23 protein-coding genes are annotated in these 17,719 nt (G+C 60.1%); 7 read left to right on the top strand and 16 right to left on the bottom strand.

The features are described from left to right. Position 1 precedes the first annotated feature (1 nt). The 4 genes from PspCFBP13508_RS18345 to tsaA all read left to right on the top strand — a co-directional run bounded on the left by PspCFBP13508_RS18345 (position 2) and on the right by tsaA (position 3,052). On the top strand, positions 2-712 hold the full coding sequence (locus tag PspCFBP13508_RS18345) for an rRNA pseudouridine synthase (RefSeq protein WP_056783317.1): 711 nt from the start codon (positions 2-4) through the stop codon (positions 710-712). 70 nt (positions 713-782) lie between these two features. Then, entirely contained in the window at positions 783-1,250 is a 468-nt protein-coding gene (locus PspCFBP13508_RS18340) for a DUF1456 family protein (RefSeq protein ID WP_137215334.1), read from the top strand. Between the two features lie 166 nt (positions 1,251-1,416). After that, positions 1,417-2,187: an SDR family oxidoreductase gene (locus tag PspCFBP13508_RS18335; RefSeq protein WP_076566197.1), complete on the top strand. Its 771-nt coding sequence runs from the start codon at positions 1,417-1,419 to the stop codon at positions 2,185-2,187. A 166-nt stretch (positions 2,188-2,353) separates the two neighbouring features. Next, positions 2,354-3,052: a tRNA (N6-threonylcarbamoyladenosine(37)-N6)-methyltransferase TrmO gene (tsaA, locus tag PspCFBP13508_RS18330; RefSeq protein WP_137215333.1), complete on the top strand. Its 699-nt coding sequence runs from the start codon at positions 2,354-2,356 to the stop codon at positions 3,050-3,052. 172 nt (positions 3,053-3,224) lie between these two features. On the opposite strand, the gene fpr is transcribed toward tsaA, so the two are convergent. After that, a complete protein-coding gene (gene fpr / locus PspCFBP13508_RS18325) occupies positions 3,225-4,004 on the bottom strand; it encodes a ferredoxin-NADP reductase (RefSeq protein ID WP_007908723.1) in 780 nt (259 codons plus the stop codon). A 132-nt stretch (positions 4,005-4,136) separates the two neighbouring features. Here fpr and PspCFBP13508_RS18320 point away from each other — a divergent pair, with 132 nt between their 5' ends. Then, positions 4,137-5,063 carry a LysR family transcriptional regulator gene (locus PspCFBP13508_RS18320; protein WP_137215332.1) on the top strand — a complete coding sequence of 309 codons (927 nt, stop codon included), beginning with the start codon at positions 4,137-4,139 and terminating at the stop codon, positions 5,061-5,063. Here PspCFBP13508_RS18320 and PspCFBP13508_RS18315 read toward each other — a convergent pair. The 3 genes from PspCFBP13508_RS18315 to PspCFBP13508_RS18305 all read right to left on the bottom strand — a co-directional run bounded on the left by PspCFBP13508_RS18315 (position 5,060) and on the right by PspCFBP13508_RS18305 (position 7,116). Continuing rightward, a complete protein-coding gene (locus PspCFBP13508_RS18315) occupies positions 5,060-5,422 on the bottom strand; it encodes a diacylglycerol kinase (RefSeq protein WP_042607041.1) in 363 nt (120 codons plus the stop codon). The two genes, PspCFBP13508_RS18320 and PspCFBP13508_RS18315, sit on opposite strands and share 4 nt — an antisense overlap. Before the next feature lie 73 nt (positions 5,423-5,495). Further along, positions 5,496-6,146, bottom strand: a complete 651-nt coding sequence (erdR, locus tag PspCFBP13508_RS18310; RefSeq protein WP_016771412.1) for a response regulator transcription factor ErdR — start codon at positions 6,144-6,146, stop codon at positions 5,496-5,498. A 223-nt stretch (positions 6,147-6,369) separates the two neighbouring features. Continuing rightward, the gene (locus PspCFBP13508_RS18305; RefSeq protein WP_137215331.1) at positions 6,370-7,116 is read right to left on the bottom strand and encodes a tRNA-uridine aminocarboxypropyltransferase; all 747 of its coding nucleotides are present in this window, start codon (positions 7,114-7,116) and stop codon (positions 6,370-6,372) included. Between the two features lie 189 nt (positions 7,117-7,305). On the opposite strand from PspCFBP13508_RS18305, the gene PspCFBP13508_RS18300 reads away from it, so the two are divergent. Then, the gene (locus PspCFBP13508_RS18300; RefSeq protein WP_007908738.1) at positions 7,306-7,731 is read left to right on the top strand and encodes a PA3611 family quorum-sensing-regulated virulence factor; all 426 of its coding nucleotides are present in this window, start codon (positions 7,306-7,308) and stop codon (positions 7,729-7,731) included. Here PspCFBP13508_RS18300 and PspCFBP13508_RS18295 read toward each other — a convergent pair whose 3' ends face one another. Continuing rightward, positions 7,732-7,929 (bottom strand): hypothetical protein, encoded by a 198-nt coding sequence (locus tag PspCFBP13508_RS18295; RefSeq protein ID WP_016770569.1) that lies wholly within the window; start codon positions 7,927-7,929, stop codon positions 7,732-7,734. Between the two features lie 341 nt (positions 7,930-8,270). Here PspCFBP13508_RS18295 and PspCFBP13508_RS18290 point away from each other — a divergent pair, with 341 nt between their 5' ends. Next, on the top strand, positions 8,271-9,386 hold the full coding sequence (locus PspCFBP13508_RS18290; RefSeq protein WP_130911061.1) for a TIGR00730 family Rossman fold protein: 1,116 nt from the start codon (positions 8,271-8,273) through the stop codon (positions 9,384-9,386). A 58-nt stretch (positions 9,387-9,444) separates the two neighbouring features. On the opposite strand, the gene recX is transcribed toward PspCFBP13508_RS18290, so the two are convergent. The 11 genes from recX to PspCFBP13508_RS18235 form a co-directional block, all read right to left on the bottom strand. Then, complete coding sequence (recX, locus tag PspCFBP13508_RS18285) at positions 9,445-9,912, bottom strand: recombination regulator RecX (RefSeq protein ID WP_130911062.1); 468 nt, start codon at positions 9,910-9,912, stop codon at positions 9,445-9,447. Positions 9,913-9,921: 9 nt separating this feature from the next. After that, the gene (gene recA / locus PspCFBP13508_RS18280) at positions 9,922-10,980 is read right to left on the bottom strand and encodes a recombinase RecA (RefSeq protein ID WP_137215330.1); all 1,059 of its coding nucleotides are present in this window, start codon (positions 10,978-10,980) and stop codon (positions 9,922-9,924) included. 83 nt (positions 10,981-11,063) lie between these two features. Beyond that, positions 11,064-11,564, bottom strand: coding sequence for a CinA family protein (locus PspCFBP13508_RS18275; RefSeq protein WP_137215329.1), 501 nt, complete (start codon positions 11,562-11,564; stop codon positions 11,064-11,066). Positions 11,565-11,631: 67 nt separating this feature from the next. Further along, on the bottom strand, positions 11,632-12,150 hold the full coding sequence (locus PspCFBP13508_RS18270) for a lysis system i-spanin subunit Rz (protein ID WP_137215328.1): 519 nt from the start codon (positions 12,148-12,150) through the stop codon (positions 11,632-11,634). After that, positions 12,129-12,695: a glycoside hydrolase family 19 protein gene (locus tag PspCFBP13508_RS18265; RefSeq protein ID WP_137215327.1), complete on the bottom strand. Its 567-nt coding sequence runs from the start codon at positions 12,693-12,695 to the stop codon at positions 12,129-12,131. Before PspCFBP13508_RS18265 ends, PspCFBP13508_RS18270 begins: the two co-directional genes overlap by 22 nt. A gap of 137 nt (positions 12,696-12,832) precedes the next feature. Next, the gene (locus PspCFBP13508_RS18260; RefSeq protein WP_137215326.1) at positions 12,833-13,993 is read right to left on the bottom strand and encodes a tail fiber protein; all 1,161 of its coding nucleotides are present in this window, start codon (positions 13,991-13,993) and stop codon (positions 12,833-12,835) included. 11 nt (positions 13,994-14,004) lie between these two features. Next, a complete protein-coding gene (locus tag PspCFBP13508_RS18255) occupies positions 14,005-14,604 on the bottom strand; it encodes a putative phage tail protein (RefSeq protein WP_137215325.1) in 600 nt (199 codons plus the stop codon). Beyond that, positions 14,592-15,635, bottom strand: coding sequence for a baseplate J/gp47 family protein (locus tag PspCFBP13508_RS18250; RefSeq protein WP_130887808.1), 1,044 nt, complete (start codon positions 15,633-15,635; stop codon positions 14,592-14,594). Before PspCFBP13508_RS18250 ends, PspCFBP13508_RS18255 begins: the two co-directional genes overlap by 13 nt. After that, positions 15,625-16,023 carry a phage GP46 family protein gene (locus PspCFBP13508_RS18245; protein ID WP_016771422.1) on the bottom strand — a complete coding sequence of 133 codons (399 nt, stop codon included), beginning with the start codon at positions 16,021-16,023 and terminating at the stop codon, positions 15,625-15,627. The genes PspCFBP13508_RS18250 and PspCFBP13508_RS18245 overlap by 11 nt, the downstream gene beginning before the upstream one ends. Next, complete coding sequence (locus PspCFBP13508_RS18240; protein ID WP_137215324.1) at positions 16,023-16,532, bottom strand: phage baseplate assembly protein; 510 nt, start codon at positions 16,530-16,532, stop codon at positions 16,023-16,025. The genes PspCFBP13508_RS18245 and PspCFBP13508_RS18240 overlap by 1 nt, the downstream gene beginning before the upstream one ends. Before the next feature lie 142 nt (positions 16,533-16,674). Beyond that, the gene (locus PspCFBP13508_RS18235) at positions 16,675-17,718 is read right to left on the bottom strand and encodes a phage baseplate assembly protein (RefSeq protein WP_137215323.1); all 1,044 of its coding nucleotides are present in this window, start codon (positions 17,716-17,718) and stop codon (positions 16,675-16,677) included. Position 17,719 lies beyond the last annotated feature (1 nt).

Here is a 17,719-nt window from a genome sequence, read left to right as displayed (position 1 = left end):
CATGACTGACCCGATTCGCCTCTCCAAACGCCTCATCGAACTGGTCGGTTGCTCCCGTCGGGAGGCCGAGCTGTTCATCGAGGGCGGCTGGGTCACCGTGGACGGCGAAGTCATCGATGAGCCGCAATTCAAGGTCGGCGAGCAAAAGGTCGAGCTCGACAAGGACGCCAAGGCCACCGCGCCGGAGCCGGTGACCATCCTGCTCAACGCCCCCGCCGGCATGGATGTCGACAGCGCCATGCAATCGCTCAGCGCCGAAACCCTCAGCGAAGAGCATCGCTACGGCAAGCGTCCGTTGCGCGGGCATTTCCTGCGCCTGACCGCCAGCGCCGACCTGCAGCCCAAGGCCAGCGGCCTGCTGGTATTCACCCAGGACTGGAAAATCCTGCGCAAGCTCACCGCCGACGCGGCGAAGATCGAGCAGGAATACATCGTCGAAGTCGAAGGTGAGATGGCTGCCCACGGCCTCAATCGTTTGCAGCACGGCCTGACGCACAAGGGCAAGGAGCTGCCGCCGGTCAAGGCCAGTTGGCAGAACGAAAACCGTCTGCGCTTCGCCATGAAAAACCCGCAGCCGGGAATCATCGCGCAGTTCTGCGAAGCGGTCGGCCTGAAGGTCATCGGCATCCGTCGCATCCGCATCGGCGGCGTGTCGATCGGCAAAGTCCCGGTCGGCCAATGGCGCTACCTGTCCGGCAAAGAGAAGTTCTAAGACTTCCACTGCCGCCCCACATTCCGGCAGCGCCCGCGAGCGCTGCCCACAACGCATCAGGAATACCGACATGGTTCATAACGACGTACTGCGCAGCGTGCGCTACATGCTCGACATCAGCGACAAGAAAGTTGTCGAAATCATCAAACTGGGCGGCATGGACGTCACGCTCGCCGATGTCATCACCTGGCTCGACAAGAAAGAAGAAGACGAAGAAGGCTTCGTGCGCTGCCCGGACGAAGTCATCGCGCACTTCCTCGACGGTCTGGTGATCTTCAAGCGCGGCAAGGACGAAAGCCGTCCGCCGCAGCCGATCGAAGTGCCGGTGACCAACAACATCATCCTGAAAAAACTGCGCGTGGCCTTCGAACTGAAAGAAGACGACATGCACGCGATCCTCAAAGCCGCCGAGTTTCCGGTATCCAAGCCTGAACTGAGCGCACTGTTCCGCAAGGTCGGCCATACCAACTATCGGCCGTGTGGCGACCAGTTGCTGCGTAACTTCCTCAAAGGGCTCACGCTTCGCATGAGAGCGTAAAGCAGCTACAAGCTGCAAGCTGCAAGTTAGCCCCTGCTTTAACTTGCCGCTTGTGGCTTGCAACTCGAAGCTGGCCGCATGGCCCCTCATTCCCTGCAAAAATAGTGGCTCCGCTTTTCGCGGCTGACGACTAGGGTGTACTGATCCCTAATCTTCAGGACTCGCCATGCATCCCTACTTCTCCCTGCAAGGCCGCACCGCTCTGGTGACTGGCGGTACTCGTGGTATCGGCAAAATGATCGCCAAGGCATTCGTCGAGGCCGGCGCCCATGTCTACGTGTGCTCGCGCGACGTCGAAGCCTGCCATCAAACCGCCGAAGAACTTGGCGCCATGGGCATTTGCCACGGCGTGGCGGCAAATCTGGCGACCGAGGAAGGCGTGCGGGAACTGGCCGCGCGCCTGGGTGAGCAGATCACTCATCTGGACATTCTGGTGAACAACGCCGGCACCACGTGGGGCGCGCCGCTGGAGAGTTATCCGGTCAAGGGCTGGGAAAAGGTCATGCAGCTCAACGTGACCTCGGTGTTCAGTTGCATCCAGCAGTTTCTGCCGTTGCTGCGCAAGGCTGGCTCGGCGGCGAATCCGGCACGGATCATCAATATCGGTTCGGTGGCGGGGATTTCTTCGTTTGGCGAGCAGGCATATGCCTACGGGCCGAGCAAGGCCGCTCTGCATCAGTTGTCGCGCATTCTGGCGCGGGAACTGGTGAGCCAGCACATCAACGTCAACGTGATTGCGCCGGGGCGGTTCCCGAGCAAGATGACCCAGCATATTGGTAATGATGAACAGGCGTTGGCTGAGGATACTGCGCTGATTCCGATGAAGCGCTGGGGGCGTGAGGAAGAGATGGCGGCGCTGGCGATCAGCCTGGCGAGTACGGCGGGGGCTTATATGACCGGGAATATCATTCCTCTTGATGGTGGATTCAGTCTGTAGATCGGCGGTGCGGCATTCGCGAGCAGGCTCGCTCCCACAGGGATTTCGTACACAACGCAGCTACATTGTGGGAGCGAGCCTGCTCGCGAAGAGGCCAGCCCTGTCACCACCAGACTTGAAGCGAGCCGGGTTATCATGCCCGCCCTACCCGCTTCGATCCCAGACCATGACTTACAGCGTCTCCCCCATCGGCTTCGTGCGCTCCTGCTTCAAGGAGAAGTTCGCCATCCCCCGCCAGCCGCAACTGGCACCGGCCGCCCGTGGCGTGCTGGAACTGGTCGCGCCGTTCGATCAGGGTGACGCCGTGCAGGGGCTGGAGCAGGTCAGTCATGTTTGGCTGTTGTTTCTGTTCCACCAAGCCCTGGAAGACAAACCGCGCCTGAAAGTGCGCCCGCCACGCCTGGGCGGTAACAAGTCGATGGGCGTGTTTGCCACCCGTGCTACACACCGACCGAATGGCATCGGCCAATCGGTGGTGAAGCTGGACAAAGTCGAAGGCAATCGCCTGTTTATTTCCGGGATCGATCTGCTCGACGGCACGCCGGTGCTGGATATCAAACCGTACGTGCCGTACGCCGACATCATCCCCGGGGCGACCAATGACATCGCCAGCGCCGCGCCGCAGCTGATCGAGGTGCGGTGGGCCGAGTCAGCCTTGAAACAGGCGTACACACACGCTCAGCGGCTCGATGAGCCATTGGTTGAGCTGATCGAGCAGTGTCTGGCGCAGGATCCGCGTCCGGCGTATCAGACACCGGCACCGGAACGTGAATATGGTGCGCAGTTCTGGGATCTCGACGTGCGCTGGCATTACCCGACGCCCGACCAGATCCGCGTGCTGGAAGTCATCCCGGCCGAGGCATAAAGCCCGCAAACGAAAAAGCCCGCGCTGCCTCCTCAGGCAACGCGGGCTTTACTGTCACACCCAATAACCAACTGTGGGAGCGAGCCTGCTCGCGAAGGCGTCGTGTCAGGCAACATCAACGTTGAAGACAGACCGCATTCGCGAGCAGGCTCGCTCCCACAGGTATCGCAGGTTATTTTTCTACGAACGCACGCTCGATCAGGTAATCACCCGGCTCGCGCATCCGCGCCGAGATCTTCAGGCCGAAGCTGTCGAGCACTTCGCTGGTCTCGTCGAGCATGCTCGGGCTGCCGCAGATCATTGCGCGGTCGTCCTGCGGGTTGATCGGTGGCAGGCCGATATCGCTGAACAGCTTGCCGCTGCGCATCAGGTCAGTGAGACGGCCCTGATTCTCGAACGGCTCGCGGGTCACGGTCGGGTAGTAGATCAACTTGTCACGCAGCGCTTCGCCGAAGAACTCGTTCTGCGGCAGGTGCTCGGTGATGAATTCGCGGTAGGCAACTTCGTTGACGTAGCGCACGCCGTGAACCAGGATCACTTTTTCGAAGCGCTCGTAGGTTTCAGGGTCCTGAATGACGCTCATGAACGGCGCCAGACCGGTACCGGTGCTCAGCAGGTACAGGTGCTTGCCCGGGTTCAGGTCATCGAGAACCAGCGTGCCGGTAGGCTTCTTCGAGATGATGATCTCGTCGCCTTCCTTCAAGTGCTGCAGCTGGGAGGTCAGCGGACCGTCCTGCACTTTGATGCTGAAGAACTCGAGATGCTCTTCCCAGTTCGGGCTGGCGATCGAGTAAGCGCGCATAAGCGGGCGGCCGTTGGGCTGTTGCAGGCCGATCATCACGAACTGACCGTTCTCGAAGCGCAGGCCCGGATCGCGGGTGCACTTGAAGCTGAACAGAGTGTCGTTCCAGTGATGAACACTGAGGACACGCTCGTGGTTCATGTTGCTCATGTACGTTTGACTCCTGGAGATTGGTCTGCGCGGCTCAATGAGGCTTAACGTGCGCAATTGCATCGCATTCTAATAGCGACGACAATATCTGTTAACTGGATTATTAAGATAAGGGTTATCGGTTATATCGATATGCGATTTACTCTCCGTCAACTGCAAGTCTTCGTCGCCGTCGCCCAGCAGGAAAGCGTATCCCGTGCTGCGGGTCTGCTCAACCTCTCGCAATCGGCGGCCAGCACTTCGATCACCGAGCTTGAGCGCCAGTCCAGCTGCCAGCTGTTCGACCGCGCCGGCAAACGCCTGAGCCTCAACGCCCTTGGCAAACAACTGTTGCCGCAAGCGGTGGCCCTGCTCGACCAGGCCAAGGAAATCGAAGACCTGCTCAATGGCAAATCCGGTTTCGGCTCTTTATCAGTGGGGGCGACGCTGACCATTGGCAACTATCTGGCCACCCTGCTGATCGGCAGCTTCATGCAGCGGCACCCCGAAAGCCAGGTCAAGCTGCACGTGCAGAACACTGCCAATATCGTGCAACAAGTCGCCCACTACGAAATTGATCTGGGTCTGATTGAAGGCGATTGCAGCCACCCGGACATCGAAGTGCAGAGTTGGGTCGAGGATGAGCTGGTGGTGTTTTGCGCGCCGCAGCATCCGTTGGCCAAACGCGGCAGTGCGACGATGGAAGAGCTGACCCATGAGGCATGGATTCTGCGCGAACAGGGTTCCGGCACGCGGCTGACCTTCGACCAGGCCATGCGTCACCATCGCAGCGCGCTGAATATTCGCCTGGAGCTGGAACACACCGAAGCGATCAAACGTGCAGTGGAATCAGGCCTGGGGATTGGCTGCATTTCGCGGCTGGCCCTGCGCGATGCGTTCCGGCGCGGCAGTCTGGTGCCGGTGGAGACGCCGGGTCTGGATCTGGCGCGGCAGTTCTACTTCATCTGGCACAAACAGAAATACCAGACCTCGGCCATGCGCGAGTTTCTCGAGCTATGCCGCGCGTTCACCGCCGGGGTGCAGCGCAGCGACGAAATCGTGTTGCCGACCATCGCTTAAAGCAGAATCACCGCCCACACCAGCGCGATCATGCTCAGCGCCACGAACTGCGCGGCGCTGCCCATGTCCTTGGCATTCTTGGACAAAGGGTGCAGCTCCAGCGAGATGCGATCAATGGCCGCTTCCACCGCCGAATTCAGCAACTCGACAATCAGCGCCAGCAAACACACGGCAATCAACACCGCCTGCTCGACACGGCTGACATTGAGGAAAAATGTCAGCGGAATCAGCACCACGTTGAGCAGCACCAATTGGCGGAACGCCGCTTCGCCGGTGAAGGCGGCGCGCAGGCCGTCGAGCGAATAGCCGGACGCGTTGAGGATGCGTTTCAGGCCGGTCTGGCCCTTGAAAGGTGACATAAGGAGAAACCAGCCAAAAAGGAGTGGGGAAGCTAGATCAACGAAAGTCAAAAAAGCGTGAAACCGCCAGCCATCACTGGCTGGGAATTGACTCAAGTTGTTGCAGCAGTAAAGCCGCCTGCGTGCGAGTGCGCACATTCAATTTGCGAAAGATCGCCGTGACGTGGGCCTTGATGGTCGCTTCCGACACGCTCAACTCATAAGCGATCTGCTTGTTCAGCAATCCCTCGCAGACCATGGTCAGCACGCGGAACTGTTGTGGCGTCAGGCTGGCCAGGCCATCGCTGGCGGCTTTCGCCTCATCCGACACACTCACTGCTTCGAACGCTTGCGGCGGCCAGAACACGTCGCCATCGAGCACCTTGCGCACCGCTTCCTGAATCACGCTCAGATCGCTGGATTTTGGAATGAAGCCACTGGCGCCGAACTCGCGGGACTTGACCATCACCGAGGCTTCTTCCTGAGCCGAGACCATCACCACCGGAATCTGCGGATACTGTCCGCGCAGCAGCACCAGCCCGGAAAAACCGTAGGCGCCGGGCATGTTCAGATCCAGCAGGACCAGATCCCAGTCAGCCTTTTCGGTCAGGCGCGCTTCCAGTTCGGCGATGCTCGCCACTTCCACCAGTCGCACGTCCGGGCCAAGGCCCAGCGTCACCGCTTGGTGCAGGGCGCTGCGAAACAGGGGGTGATCATCGGCAATCAGGATGTCGTATGTGGCCATTTTTCAAATGATCCTGTTTTTGATGGCAGACGCGGTAGATTCCGGTCTGGCCAAAGCAACTCGAGACAACGCTTGTAAGCGCTATCCACAGGGGCACGTTCAACGCCAATCAACAGCAAACACGGCGTCTCAAACCTTGGCCGCACCCTAATCGGCGCCAAGCATGCCCAGCGAAGCCTAGGTGGTCAAGCAAGATGGCCAGCGCTGTGAACAGTATGGGCCACTATCGGGCCAACTCCGGCTGCGGCTTTCGTATATAGGGCAACAGCTCGGCGTGAGCGGGCGTTGATTCATTCATGTCCATTTGCTGCTTGGCCCCGAGGTAATGCTGGCTGAACACATCGAAATAGGCGTCCAGCGCCGAGGCGGCAGCGCTGTCACCGGCCAGTTCCAGGCACAACGCCGCGACTTCGGCGGTGCACAGGTGCTCGCTGCGGGTCGAACGGCGCAAGCGATAGCGCGAGAGTTTGTCGGGCAGCAGGCTGAGAATCGGCAAACGATCGAAATACGGACTCTTGCGAAAGATCTTGCGCGCCTCGGTCCAGGTCGCATCGAGCAGAATGAACAACGGGCGCTTGCTGCTTCCGATGCTCACTGTGTTGGTCACCCGCGACGGTTCGACGTATTCACCCGGAAACACCAGATACGGCTGCCACTGCGGATCGTTGAGCAGTGCGAGCATCTGCGGGTCGGGCTCGGTGCGTGACCAGATAAACGCGTGGTTGTCGCGCACCACATCGGCAATCAGCCAACCGGTGTTGCTTGGCTTGAACACTTCCTTGCCGGTCATGATCAGGCACACGCCAGAACGGGTGTCGACGCTTGGCCGCCACGCGCACAGGCAATGACTGATGATGACCCGGCATTCGCGGCAACGCTCGGAGCGAAAGCCGCGCGCCTGAATCGGCTTGATGCCTTCGTCTTCGCGCTGATCGCGCAGGCGGGCCACGGCGTTGGGGGCATGGATCATCGCAGGCAATACCGGCAGACAGGGAAACTCGACACGAAAGACACTCGGCAGGGCAATAAAGGCCGGCAGTTTACCAGAGCGACGGCCACAAGCCTGTACCGTCCAGACCGGCTCCCCTATAATTCGCCGCCACTGAACGCACCGCCCCGTGACGGGTCGAACCACCAGTCACCGAATCAGGAGAGTTTCATGCTGCGCCTTATCGTTCCCACCGCTGCCATTCTGCTGGCGTCGTCCTTTACCGCTCAGGCTGCGTCCCTGAGTGAGCAGAATCTGAACCGAGAGCTGCGCAACGTCGCCGCCCAAAGCAGCGTCGGCACGCCACGGGCGATCAATGAAGACATTCTTGATCAAGGCTACACCGTCGAGGGCACGCAGCTGATCAACCATCTGAGCGTGCAAAAGAGCCACGCCGACAAGATGCGCGCCGATCCCAAGGCGGTGTATTTCCAGTTGGGCGCGTCGGTGTGCAACAACCCGTCGTACCGCAAGCTGATGGCCAAGGGCGCGATCATGCGTTACGACTTCACCGAAGTGAAAACCAACAAAGCGATCGGCTCGGCCAGCTACCAGGAATCCGATTGCCCGAAAGCCGCGCCAGCGAAGAAGAAGTAATCAGCGCGAAGCCTTGGCGCGCCGCTGTTCATCCTCGGCGCGCAATTCCGCTACCAACGCCTGCAGATAGCGCGAGCGACGTTCGCCGCCAGCCAATCGTCGGCAGCACTCTTCTTCGAGACTCAATTGATGCGTCTCGGCCGACTCCTGCAACATTCGATACAGCTGCGTATCGATCTCCAGAACCACTCTGACCATGCATCCTGCCTCCTTGCCACCCACGAATCCTTGAATTGCCTCGCCTTGCGCAAACGCAAGGTCGTCTTGCGACGTCTGTCTTTGAGTAAATCAGAGTGATGGCCCTTCGCGACACGTTCAGACGAGCGGCGGGGCTTTGGCGCAAATCAGCAAGCGGTTGCCAGGCAAAACGTTACAGCGCACTGTTCAAGTCAGCGCGAATGCGTGCGAGGGTCTAGATTGAGAGTATTCCCGATCATTCGTTAACGGCAGAAATGGAACTGCCGGCCCTGTGTGTTTTTGCAGTGCGACCCGGACGCTGGTTGTCCGGGCTACCCGCTCTGTACAGAAGGAGACGTTGAATGCCTTATCAGCCGAATGACCTCTTGAGCCGTCATTTTCAGGAAAGCGGCGACCTCATCAGCCAGGTCGAAGCACAACTCAACCATGTTTCCGCCAACAGCCCGAACATCCCCATCTACCGCGACATGATCCTGACCGTGCTGCGCATGGCTCAGGAAGACCACAACCGCTGGAATGCCAAGATCACCCTGCAAGCCCTGCGTGAACTGGAGCAGGCGTTCCGCGTGCTCGAACAATTCAAAGGCCGGCGCAAAGTCACCGTGTTCGGCTCGGCACGTACGCCAGTGGAACATCCGCTATACGCGATGGCCCGCGAACTCGGCGCAGCGCTGACGCGTGCGGAAATGATGGTGATCACCGGCGCCGGCGGCGGCATCATGGCCGCCGCCCACGAAGGCGCCGGCCGTGATCACAGCCTGGGCTTCAATATCACCCTGCCCTTCGAACAGCACGCCAACCCGACCGTGGATGGCACCGACAAGCTGTTGCCGTTCCACTTTTTCTTCACCCGCAAACTGTTCTTCGTCAAAGAGGCTGATGCGCTGGTGCTGTGCCCGGGCGGTTTTGGCACCCTTGATGAAGCGCTGGAAGTGCTGACGCTGATTCAGACTGGCAAAAGCCCGTTGGTGCCGGTGGTGTTGCTGGATGTTCCGGGCGGTACCTTCTGGCAGGGAGCGCTGGACTTCATCCGCAATCAGCTGGAAGAAAACCGCTATATCCTGCCGACGGATATGAAGTTGATGCGCCTGGTCTACAGCGTTGAAGAAGCGGTGGAGGAGATCAATCAGTTCTATAGCAACTTCCACTCCAGCCGCTGGCTCAAGCGGCAGTTTGTGATCCGCATGAACCACAAGCTCAGCGATCAGGCTCTGGCGCAGATGCAGGAAGAGTTCGCCGATCTGTGCCTCAGCGACCAGTTTCATCAACATGCCTACAACGGTGAAGAACACGACGATGCACAGTTCAGCCACTTGGCGCGATTGGCGTTTGCCTTCAATGGCCGTACCCATGGTCGCCTGAGAGAGTTGGTCGACTTTATCAACCTGCCGGAAAACTGGGCCGATTCAAAACCGCCCACTGCACAACGCTCACGCGAGCCTTCCAACGTAATTTGAAGGCAAAAAAAGGCCCGCTATTTACTAAAAAATAGCGGGCCTTTTTTGTTGAATCGGTTTAATCGTCCATCCCTCGACCGCTGAACAAGCGGTTGATCATCTCCATCGAGAACCCCCGATACGCCAGAAACCGGCCTTGCTTGGCCCGCTCTTTCGCATCAATCGGTAAATGTCCGGAGAACTTGCGTTGCCACGTATCCTGAAGCTGCGCCTGCCAGTTGATACCGCTTTCGCGCAGGGCGATTTCGATATCGGTACGTTGCAAACCTCGCTGGCTGAGCTCCTCGCGAATTCGCAGAGGGCCATAGCCGGAACGGGCGCGGTAGGAAACAAAACTTTCAAGGTAACGGGCTTCGGAAAGCAGCCCCTCTTCCGTTAAACGGTCGAGGGCTGTTTCAATCAGCTCCGCCTCGGCGCCGCGCTGACGCAGCTTGCGCGTCAACTCGACTCGACCATGCTCGCGACGTGCGAGCAGGTCCATGGCGGTTCGCCGCACCGCGACGAGGGTATCAAGTACAAGAGTCATTCAATGACTTCAAACGTCGACATCGGCCTCAGCCATGTTATCGACCTTGTCCCGGGAGGCCAAAGCCTTGACGTCTGCCACTGGTGCCAGCAGCTTGTCACGCAGTTGCTTCTCAAGCTTCGCGGCGATTTCCGGGTTGTCCGCCAGGAACTTGGCCGAGTTCGCCTTGCCCTGACCGATCTTGGTGCCTTCGTAGGCATACCAGGCGCCGGACTTCTCGACAAAACCGTGCAGCACACCCAGGTCGATCATCTCGCCGTTAAGGTAGATGCCTTTGCCGTAAAGAATCTGGAACTCGGCCTGGCGGAACGGCGAAGCCACCTTGTTCTTCACAACCTTGACGCGGGTTTCGCTGCCGACCACTTCGTCGCCTTCTTTCACCGCACCGGTACGGCGGATGTCGAGACGAACCGAGGCGTAGAACTTCAGCGCGTTACCACCGGTGGTGGTTTCCGGGCTGCCGAACATCACGCCGATTTTCATGCGGATCTGGTTGATGAAGATGACCAGGCAGTTGGCGTTCTTGATGTTACCGGTGATTTTACGCAGCGCCTGAGACATAAGACGTGCTTGCAGGCCGACGTGCATGTCGCCCATTTCACCTTCGATTTCAGCCTTCGGCACCAATGCCGCCACGGAGTCGACGATGATCACGTCAACGGCGTTGGAGCGCACCAGCATGTCGGTGATTTCCAGGGCCTGTTCGCCGGTGTCCGGCTGGGAAACCAGCAGGTCGTCAACGTTGACGCCCAGCTTGCCGGCGTACTCTGGATCAAGCGCGTGTTCGGCGTCGACGAATGCGCAGGTCGCGCCGGCTTTTTGCGCCTGGGCGATGACCGACAGTGTCAGTGTGGTTTTACCGGAAGATTCAGGACCGTAGATTTCAACAATACGGCCTTTTGGCAAGCCGCCAATGCCGAGTGCAATGTCCAGACCCAGAGAGCCAGTAGAGATGGATGGGATCGCCTGACGGTCCTGATCGCCCATACGCATTACGGCACCCTTGCCGAATTGACGTTCGATCTGACCCAGGGCCGCAGCCAAGGCTTTCTTCTTGTTGTCGTCCATTAAAGTCCTCACGTAATCAATAAGGCCTGACGGCCAACACCTGTATAAGTAGCCAGTATTATTCCACAGCGTTCGAAGATCGCCTACCCCTGATTTTCGATTTCTCGTGCCGCTAGTCGCACAAGTCCCTCTAGCGCGGCCTTCACCGTTTGTCGGCGGACTTCATCACGGTTGCCGGCGAAGTGCTGAACCTCGCTGGAAACCGCGTCGCCAACGCCCCAGGCCAGCCACACCGTGCCCACCGGTTTGTTCGGCGTGCCACCGTCGGGGCCGGCGACACCGCTGACCGCCACGGCAAAATGCGCCAGGCTGTGCTGCTGCGCACCGCGCACCATGGCCTCGACCACTTCGCGACTGACCGCCCCTACCGTCTCGAACAAATCGCCCGGCACATCCAGCTGCCGGGTTTTCTGCCGGTTGGAATACGTCACGTACCCCGCTTCAAACCAGGCCGAACTGCCCGGAATCCGCGTGATCGCTTCGGCAATCCCGCCGCCGGTGCAAGACTCGGCAGTGGTGACGTGGGCATTGAGCACTTGCAGACGTCGGCCCAGTTCTGCGGCCAGTTGGGTGATCTCTTTCACGGCAAGCTCCGGATCGTGTGGAATGCCTTCACCGTACACGAGCCGGACGCGCTTTCAATACACAGAATCATTCAAGATGTTCGGGCGCCAGCGCTCTGACATAGGCCTGACAGGCCTGCAAGGCAATCAGTGCGCGGTCGCCGGTGTCGGTGATGGCGATAATTCGTTGAGCATGCGCCGGGTCAAGTCGGGCGCGTACGGCTGCAGAATCCACGCCGCCGGTGCCGGCGGTGGCTGGCAGCGCACAGCCGTGGGCAACGTCGCCGGCGTCGACAAGGACTGACAGGCGCACATCGGCAGTAGCAAGGCGATCGCGCAGGCGATCCTGATCACGTTGGGCATCGCTCAGCGCTCGATAATGGGTTTGTTCACTGGCCGCGAGCCGTTGCTCCAGCGCCAGGCGTTTATCCTGCTCGGCCTGTTGCGCGGTGGCGGCGGTCTGCGTCAGTTGATTGAGGGTTTCGGCGTTTAACCGCCCCTGCTCGGCCAATTGCCACCCGTAGCGCCAGTCCTGCAATTGCCATGCAGCTGCAAACGCCCCGGCCACAAGCGCCATCAGACCAATCACGCGCCAGGAGCCGGACATAGCACCGCCCTCGCCCGCGCCCAGATCTCGAGGCGATCCTGCAAGCCGTTCAACCCGCCGTTGATGCGGCGGGTGATGGTGTTGAACTGGTCCGCATCCGCCAGTTCATTCAGGCCCTTCTGCGCCCAGAACCACGCCGCCGATTCCGCCGCCCATTGCGGTTGCTCAAGCAATTCGGGTAACGACAAAAGACGCTCATCGCCAAACAAACCGAGGCTGCATTGGCGATAGTTGGCGCGACCGGTGATTTGTATGAGCCCACGCCCCCGATATTTTTGCCCGTCGCCATCCGCCTCGGGCGTATTACCCAGACGCAGCGCCAGGGTGCCGGTGTCGTATTTGCTCAGGTATTGGTTGTTGCCCAGTTCACGCACGTAACGCAATTGGCCCGACTCGTGACCAACCTGGGCGAGGAACGCCGCAACACGTTTTGGCGTGTCGATGCGATGCCTGGCCATGGCGGCGTTGAGTGCTAAAACAAAAACGCCCGCTTGGGAGCGGGCGTTGGGCATGATGTCGATAAGGTGTTTTTCAGTTAATTGCATGATGCTTGATCCTCCCTGGATATGGCCCCGATTGAATCACGGCTGGCGACTGATGCCTGCCAGCCATTTTTTTCCGGAGTTTTCAGGGTTCTATCGCAACGCTTGGCCCACCTGATGAGGGTCCCGGACAGCGGTTATCAAAACTTGATGACGTACAACAGCGCGGTGTTCATCGGCCGAGCCTCGTTGCCGCCCGCGGCCGCCATCGAGATCGTATGCGTATGTTGCCCGGCGGCATCCACACCGACGTTGTGCGCATGGTTGCCGTCCGCCACGATGCCGTGGGTGTGAGCGGGGGCGTTGGTTGTAAAGTTGCGATTGATGAAAGGCGCCGAGCTCGATCCCATGATGGAACCTGCGGTATTGCCGCCGTTGATTGTCCCCTGCCCGCCCATGACCGTGTCGATGTTGAATGCGCCTCCGCCGGTAACAGCGCCGCCATGCGCGTGTACTCCGGCAGCATCAGTGCGCGCCGTGTGAGCATGGTTACCTGCAGCAGCGGCTGACACATCGTGAACGTGGGAAGCATTTTGCCCGGCCTGCTTGCTACCCAGAACTCGCCCCGGATCGACACCACGGCCCTCGTCCAGCCCCCGAACAAATTCACCACGCAAATCCGGCAGGTTGAAGGTATTTGCACCGTCACCGGCACCGAACCGGGTGCCGATTGCTGCGAAAAGATTGGCATATTGGGTACGCAACACAGGCTGTCCGTTGCACTTGAGCCAGCCACTGGGTGCGTCTACGGTAGCGACGGCTTTCATATCGCCTACGTCGGCACCCAACTGTCTGGCCACGCCGGTACTGGCGATCAGAATCCAGGCGCCGCTGCCCAGCGAGCTGTTCCATTGCACCCAGACATCTCCCGTCGCAACGATTTCACCCGAGCGAAGCGGAGTATGGTCAAGACCAACCAGCGGTTTGGCGACCGAACCGGCTACGGAAAATGTACTGGCGCCGGTATTGGTATTCAAAGCCTTGAAGCGCAACACCATGCCGTCTACCAGCGTCGCAGGTGCCGGCGAATAGTTGGCTGCATAAGCATTGGCCGTACCGGTATCGAGTGCGAAATCGATGAGCCCGGCCTGACTGATCTTGCGCACGGCTGTCAGCAATTGTCCGACATCGGCTTCATCGGGCTTGAGCGCACCGCCCTTGATCACACCGAGTATTTCTTCGGTTACCGCATTGCCCCATGATGCCGGAATCAACGATCCCGGCGTGCCTGCCACCGGGTTCTCATCAACAAACTTGCCATCGACCAGCCCGACGCTGGGTACGCTTTTTGGATAATCCATTTATTCAGTCCTTAGTCATAATTGATGTACACCCGGGTATGCGCCGGTGCACTGCGGTGAATGAGGCATTCCAGAGCCGAGCCTGGGTACATGCCGAAACGTTCGCCCCAATAACTGGCGCCGAAACGCCGCCCGATAGCCAAGCGGCCACCGGTGTTGAGGATCCACATGAACTGCCCTTTCCAGGTGCCGAAATGCGCGCCGCCGAACCGCGAACGCCCCATTCGCGGCACCCGTAGTTCGGTCACCGTGGCCTCTGGATAGCCTTGGGTGCGTGCGACCTCAATGAAATACGCGGCGGACTGGTTGCCCACCGCCAGCAACCGCCGACGGACAGCCAGGCGGCGATCGTCATAGAGCGGAGTCGCACCAAGACATGGGTCGGGCAGGTTCATCACTGCCTCCCAGTCGGGTACCAGTTCGCTGACGCCAGCCGGATCCATCTCGTTGAGCAGATCCGCTGCCCGGGCATCGAGGCGAGCCAGTTCCTGAGCGACGCCTTCAAGAACCTGCTCGAGTTCCGGCACTCGTTCCGGGTCCCAGGCCGGACCGCTGGGCAGCAGGCTGCGCAACTGCTGCCGGTATTGTCTGGGACTTCTCAGGACAGCCATTCGCACCCCCCGAATGTCAGCAATTGATTGCTTTGGGCGCTAACGTTGGCCGAGGGGCTGATGAGACTGTGATCGCTTTCACCGGTGGCGCTGCTGATGGCTTCGGTGATGTGGCTGAGCAACAACGTATCGCCCAGCCCCGCCTCGCGGTTGTGCAGATCCCGCAACTGGGTTTCAACCGCCGCGCGCACTGCACTGGTGTTCGGAGTAACGCGCAACTTGTACTTGACCAGCACTTGTACCGGCGCCATCACCCTCACGTCCGCGGTCACCGGTCGCAGCGGTTCGATGTAGGCTTCGACTTCCGCCAACTGCTCTTCGTTGGGAATCGGTTGCGGATCATCGTCACGCATGACGAACACGCCGACGGTGCCAGGGCCGAGGAAGTTGCCACGACACCATGCACGGGTAATACCGGGGCACTCCAGCGCCCAGGTTTCGTAGTCTTGCGCCGAGCCGCCGTGAGGAATCAATCGATAAGAGCGAATGACTCTGGCGCGCAGCGATTCAAGGCTTTCGGTGCCGACGCCGCCTGTGAGGCCAGGTGGCTGAACGATGAAGCTGTTACCGATCACACCGGCAATCGGTTGCACCGGATTCAACGTCAGACCGGCGTCGGCATTACCCACGCTACCGGCATCGAGCGCAGCGATCGTGGTGCTGTTAGTGCCGCTGACGGCGATGCGCGCGGCCGTGACTTTGTAGGTGCGTCCATCATCGGACTGCAGCAAGGTGTCGACATCCAGCACAGCGCCGGTGCTGGCGCTGAAACTGACGCTGCCGGTAGCCACTTGCGCAGCTTTGCGCGGCTGATTCAGGCGCAGCGCGGCGATGCGTTCCAGCGTCGATTCATCGGCCTTGTCGGGCAGGATCTGTTGGGCAATCCAGTCTAGATAACCGTACAGGCCATAAGCGGCGCCGCCGAGGGTGCGGGCGAGCACTTGCGCATCGGACTGGCGCAGCGAATCGCCGGCCAGGTCGCTTTGGGTGCGCTTGATCAGCACCGGCAGCGAAGGGGTTTCAAACGGCATAGATCACCTGCCAACTGTTATCGGGGTTGATGTCCAGACGTTCACCGTCGGCCAGGGTCAGGACCGTGCGCAGGTTCAGGCGCTGGGCGTCGAGGCGTTCGCTGATGATGTCGATGGCGCTGCAGTGGCCGTCGTCGAGCAGCCATTGCAGGGCTTCGCGGGCATAGAACTCGGCGTCCATCTGCGTTTGCCGGGTCAGCTTGACCCGGCGCAACAGCCACAGCCGCGAGCCGATGCGATCGTCGGCAACCGTGGGGAAACTGTCGCCCCACCAGCCGAAGCGTTCTTCGTCATCGAGGGCATCGTCATCGGCGGCGCGACGCCAGGTGAACAGGCTGATCAGTACGGCGCGGGTCAGTGCGGCATGGAGGTTCTGGCTGATGAACATCACTGGCCTCCTGCCGGCGCGCCGGTCTGACCGTTGCCGGCCTGCACGCCAACATGCACGTGTTTGATCTGGCTGATGCCGCCGGCCAGTTGATCACCGGTGGAAACGATCTTGCCGGTCTGGTTGATCACCGGCGTGTCGAAGTTCACTGCGCTACTGGCGCGGATGTTCAGCGTGACGGTTTCGATGTCGATGATCCGCCCGCGCTTGAAGTGAATTTTGTCGCCCTCGTCGGTGTAGATCGCCACTTCACCGGCAGCGAGTGCTTGCAGGCGATAGCGGCGGTCGGCGATGACCAGGGCGATGGCGTGGGAACGGTCGCCGCCGATGAAGGTGACAACCCCCTCGGCGCCGGCCAGCGGATGGCTGGTGAAGCCGTAGGGTTCGAAGTGTTCGAGGTCGTCGTTGATTTCACCGGCGGTGAGGCGCATTTGCAGCGATTGCAGTTTCGAAGCCGAATTGGCGAGCACGACAGTGCCGCGCGCCAGCAGGCGTGTCAGTAGGCTCATGGGATGTCCTTGAAAAGAGTCGCCCGAATGGGATCAGTGTGGGAGCGAGCCTGCTCGCGAACGCGGCGGGTCAGGCGCTGTGATGTTGAGGCTGGCGACGCTCTCGCGAGCAGGCTCGCTCCCACAGGGTTCGGGGTCAGGCTCAGGTTTTTTTCGGGGGCGTCGGATCAGGATCAAAGGTATGCGGCGGGGCCACTTGCAACGTGGTCACCGAACCCTGCGCCGACAACGAATAGGTGACCTTGGAAATCAGCATGTCACCATCGAAATCGAGCACCGGATCCTTGACCTTGACCAGCGTGTTGTGGCGCCACAGATCACCATTGCTCTGCCGCCAGCCCTGCACCTGATAGGTGGTGGTCTGTGCGCGGCCCATGCGGGTCGCGCTTTCCCATTGGGCACGCTGCTGCGCCAACTCAAAGGTTAGTTGCGTGCCTTCGTTGATCACCGTGGTGCGCCGCCGTTTGAAACTCAGATCGGCCGCGGTCGACTCGACTTCACTCACCGCCGCGCCGCTTTTCGCATCCGAGCCTTTTTGCTGGCCGATCACCCGGTACTCGGAGAACACCTGGCTGAAATCCATTGGCGCACTGGCCGACAGGATGTTCTTGCCCAGCTCCAGCGCATCGCTGGCGCGCCCACCGCTACCGGGTTTGGCCAGCACCAACTGGCCCAGCTCGTTGTCGGTGGAAAACACCCGCAGCAGCGAGAGCAATCGGTCGATCGACTGGAATGCCGTTTCACCCGGCACGATGGTGTGTTTGGTCAGGCGTGTGGTTTCGCTGATCTCGTTGACCACTGACAGCCCATATTCGCTCGCCAGATCGCGGACGATAGTCAGCAAGGGTTGTTGCTGCCATTGGCTGGGCAGGTTGCGAGCGGCGCAATCGACCAAATCCTGGGTCTTGGAACTGCCTTCGATGGTCAGGCTGATCTGCCGCCCGTCATAGCGGATCGGTGCTTTGAACACGTAACCGGTGAGCACCAGGTCCTTGCCGATTTTCACTTCGCAGGGGTCGCCGGGTTTGATCCTTTCGTCCACGGCCTGCCCTGGCCATTGCCAGGTGATGTCGAGTTTGAAGGTGCGGAACTGACGCTCCAGATCGGCGGTGATCTCGACGCTTTTCCAGCCGCCGTATTCCATGTCGTTGACCGTCAGCGTGACGTGATTGTCCATCTCGTTCATG

This window comes from Pseudomonas sp. CFBP13508 (genome assembly GCF_005233515.1).
In the GTDB taxonomy this organism is placed as follows: Bacteria; Pseudomonadota; Gammaproteobacteria; order Pseudomonadales; family Pseudomonadaceae; genus Aquipseudomonas; species Aquipseudomonas mercuritolerans.
This window is presented reverse-complemented; position numbering and strand designations above follow the sequence as displayed.

Coding starts and splice junctions, on each gene's coding strand:
- recA (WP_137215330.1), bottom strand. CDS start 10,980: ATGGACGACAACAAGAAGAAAGCCTTGGCTGCGGCCCTGGGTCAGATC.
- PspCFBP13508_RS18290 (WP_130911061.1), top strand. CDS start 8,271: ATGCCTTATCAGCCGAATGACCTCTTGAGCCGTCATTTTCAGGAAAGC.
- recX (WP_130911062.1), bottom strand. CDS start 9,912: ATGACTCTTGTACTTGATACCCTCGTCGCGGTGCGGCGAACCGCCATG.
- PspCFBP13508_RS18240 (WP_137215324.1), bottom strand. CDS start 16,532: ATGAGCCTACTGACACGCCTGCTGGCGCGCGGCACTGTCGTGCTCGCC.
- PspCFBP13508_RS18295 (WP_016770569.1), bottom strand. CDS start 7,929: ATGGTCAGAGTGGTTCTGGAGATCGATACGCAGCTGTATCGAATGTTG.
- PspCFBP13508_RS18305 (WP_137215331.1), bottom strand. CDS start 7,116: ATGATCCATGCCCCCAACGCCGTGGCCCGCCTGCGCGATCAGCGCGAA.
- PspCFBP13508_RS18340 (WP_137215334.1), top strand. CDS start 783: ATGGTTCATAACGACGTACTGCGCAGCGTGCGCTACATGCTCGACATC.
- PspCFBP13508_RS18245 (WP_016771422.1), bottom strand. CDS start 16,023: ATGTTCATCAGCCAGAACCTCCATGCCGCACTGACCCGCGCCGTACTG.
- PspCFBP13508_RS18300 (WP_007908738.1), top strand. CDS start 7,306: ATGCTGCGCCTTATCGTTCCCACCGCTGCCATTCTGCTGGCGTCGTCC.
- fpr (WP_007908723.1), bottom strand. CDS start 4,004: ATGAGCAACATGAACCACGAGCGTGTCCTCAGTGTTCATCACTGGAAC.
- PspCFBP13508_RS18265 (WP_137215327.1), bottom strand. CDS start 12,695: ATGCAATTAACTGAAAAACACCTTATCGACATCATGCCCAACGCCCGC.
- PspCFBP13508_RS18250 (WP_130887808.1), bottom strand. CDS start 15,635: ATGCCGTTTGAAACCCCTTCGCTGCCGGTGCTGATCAAGCGCACCCAA.
- PspCFBP13508_RS18335 (WP_076566197.1), top strand. CDS start 1,417: ATGCATCCCTACTTCTCCCTGCAAGGCCGCACCGCTCTGGTGACTGGC.
- PspCFBP13508_RS18345 (WP_056783317.1), top strand. CDS start 2: ATGACTGACCCGATTCGCCTCTCCAAACGCCTCATCGAACTGGTCGGT.
- PspCFBP13508_RS18270 (WP_137215328.1), bottom strand. CDS start 12,150: ATGTCCGGCTCCTGGCGCGTGATTGGTCTGATGGCGCTTGTGGCCGGG.
- PspCFBP13508_RS18255 (WP_137215325.1), bottom strand. CDS start 14,604: ATGGCTGTCCTGAGAAGTCCCAGACAATACCGGCAGCAGTTGCGCAGC.
- PspCFBP13508_RS18260 (WP_137215326.1), bottom strand. CDS start 13,993: ATGGATTATCCAAAAAGCGTACCCAGCGTCGGGCTGGTCGATGGCAAG.
- tsaA (WP_137215333.1), top strand. CDS start 2,354: ATGACTTACAGCGTCTCCCCCATCGGCTTCGTGCGCTCCTGCTTCAAG.
- PspCFBP13508_RS18320 (WP_137215332.1), top strand. CDS start 4,137: ATGCGATTTACTCTCCGTCAACTGCAAGTCTTCGTCGCCGTCGCCCAG.
- PspCFBP13508_RS18315 (WP_042607041.1), bottom strand. CDS start 5,422: ATGTCACCTTTCAAGGGCCAGACCGGCCTGAAACGCATCCTCAACGCG.
- erdR (WP_016771412.1), bottom strand. CDS start 6,146: ATGGCCACATACGACATCCTGATTGCCGATGATCACCCCCTGTTTCGC.
- PspCFBP13508_RS18235 (WP_137215323.1), bottom strand. CDS start 17,718: ATGAACGAGATGGACAATCACGTCACGCTGACGGTCAACGACATGGAA.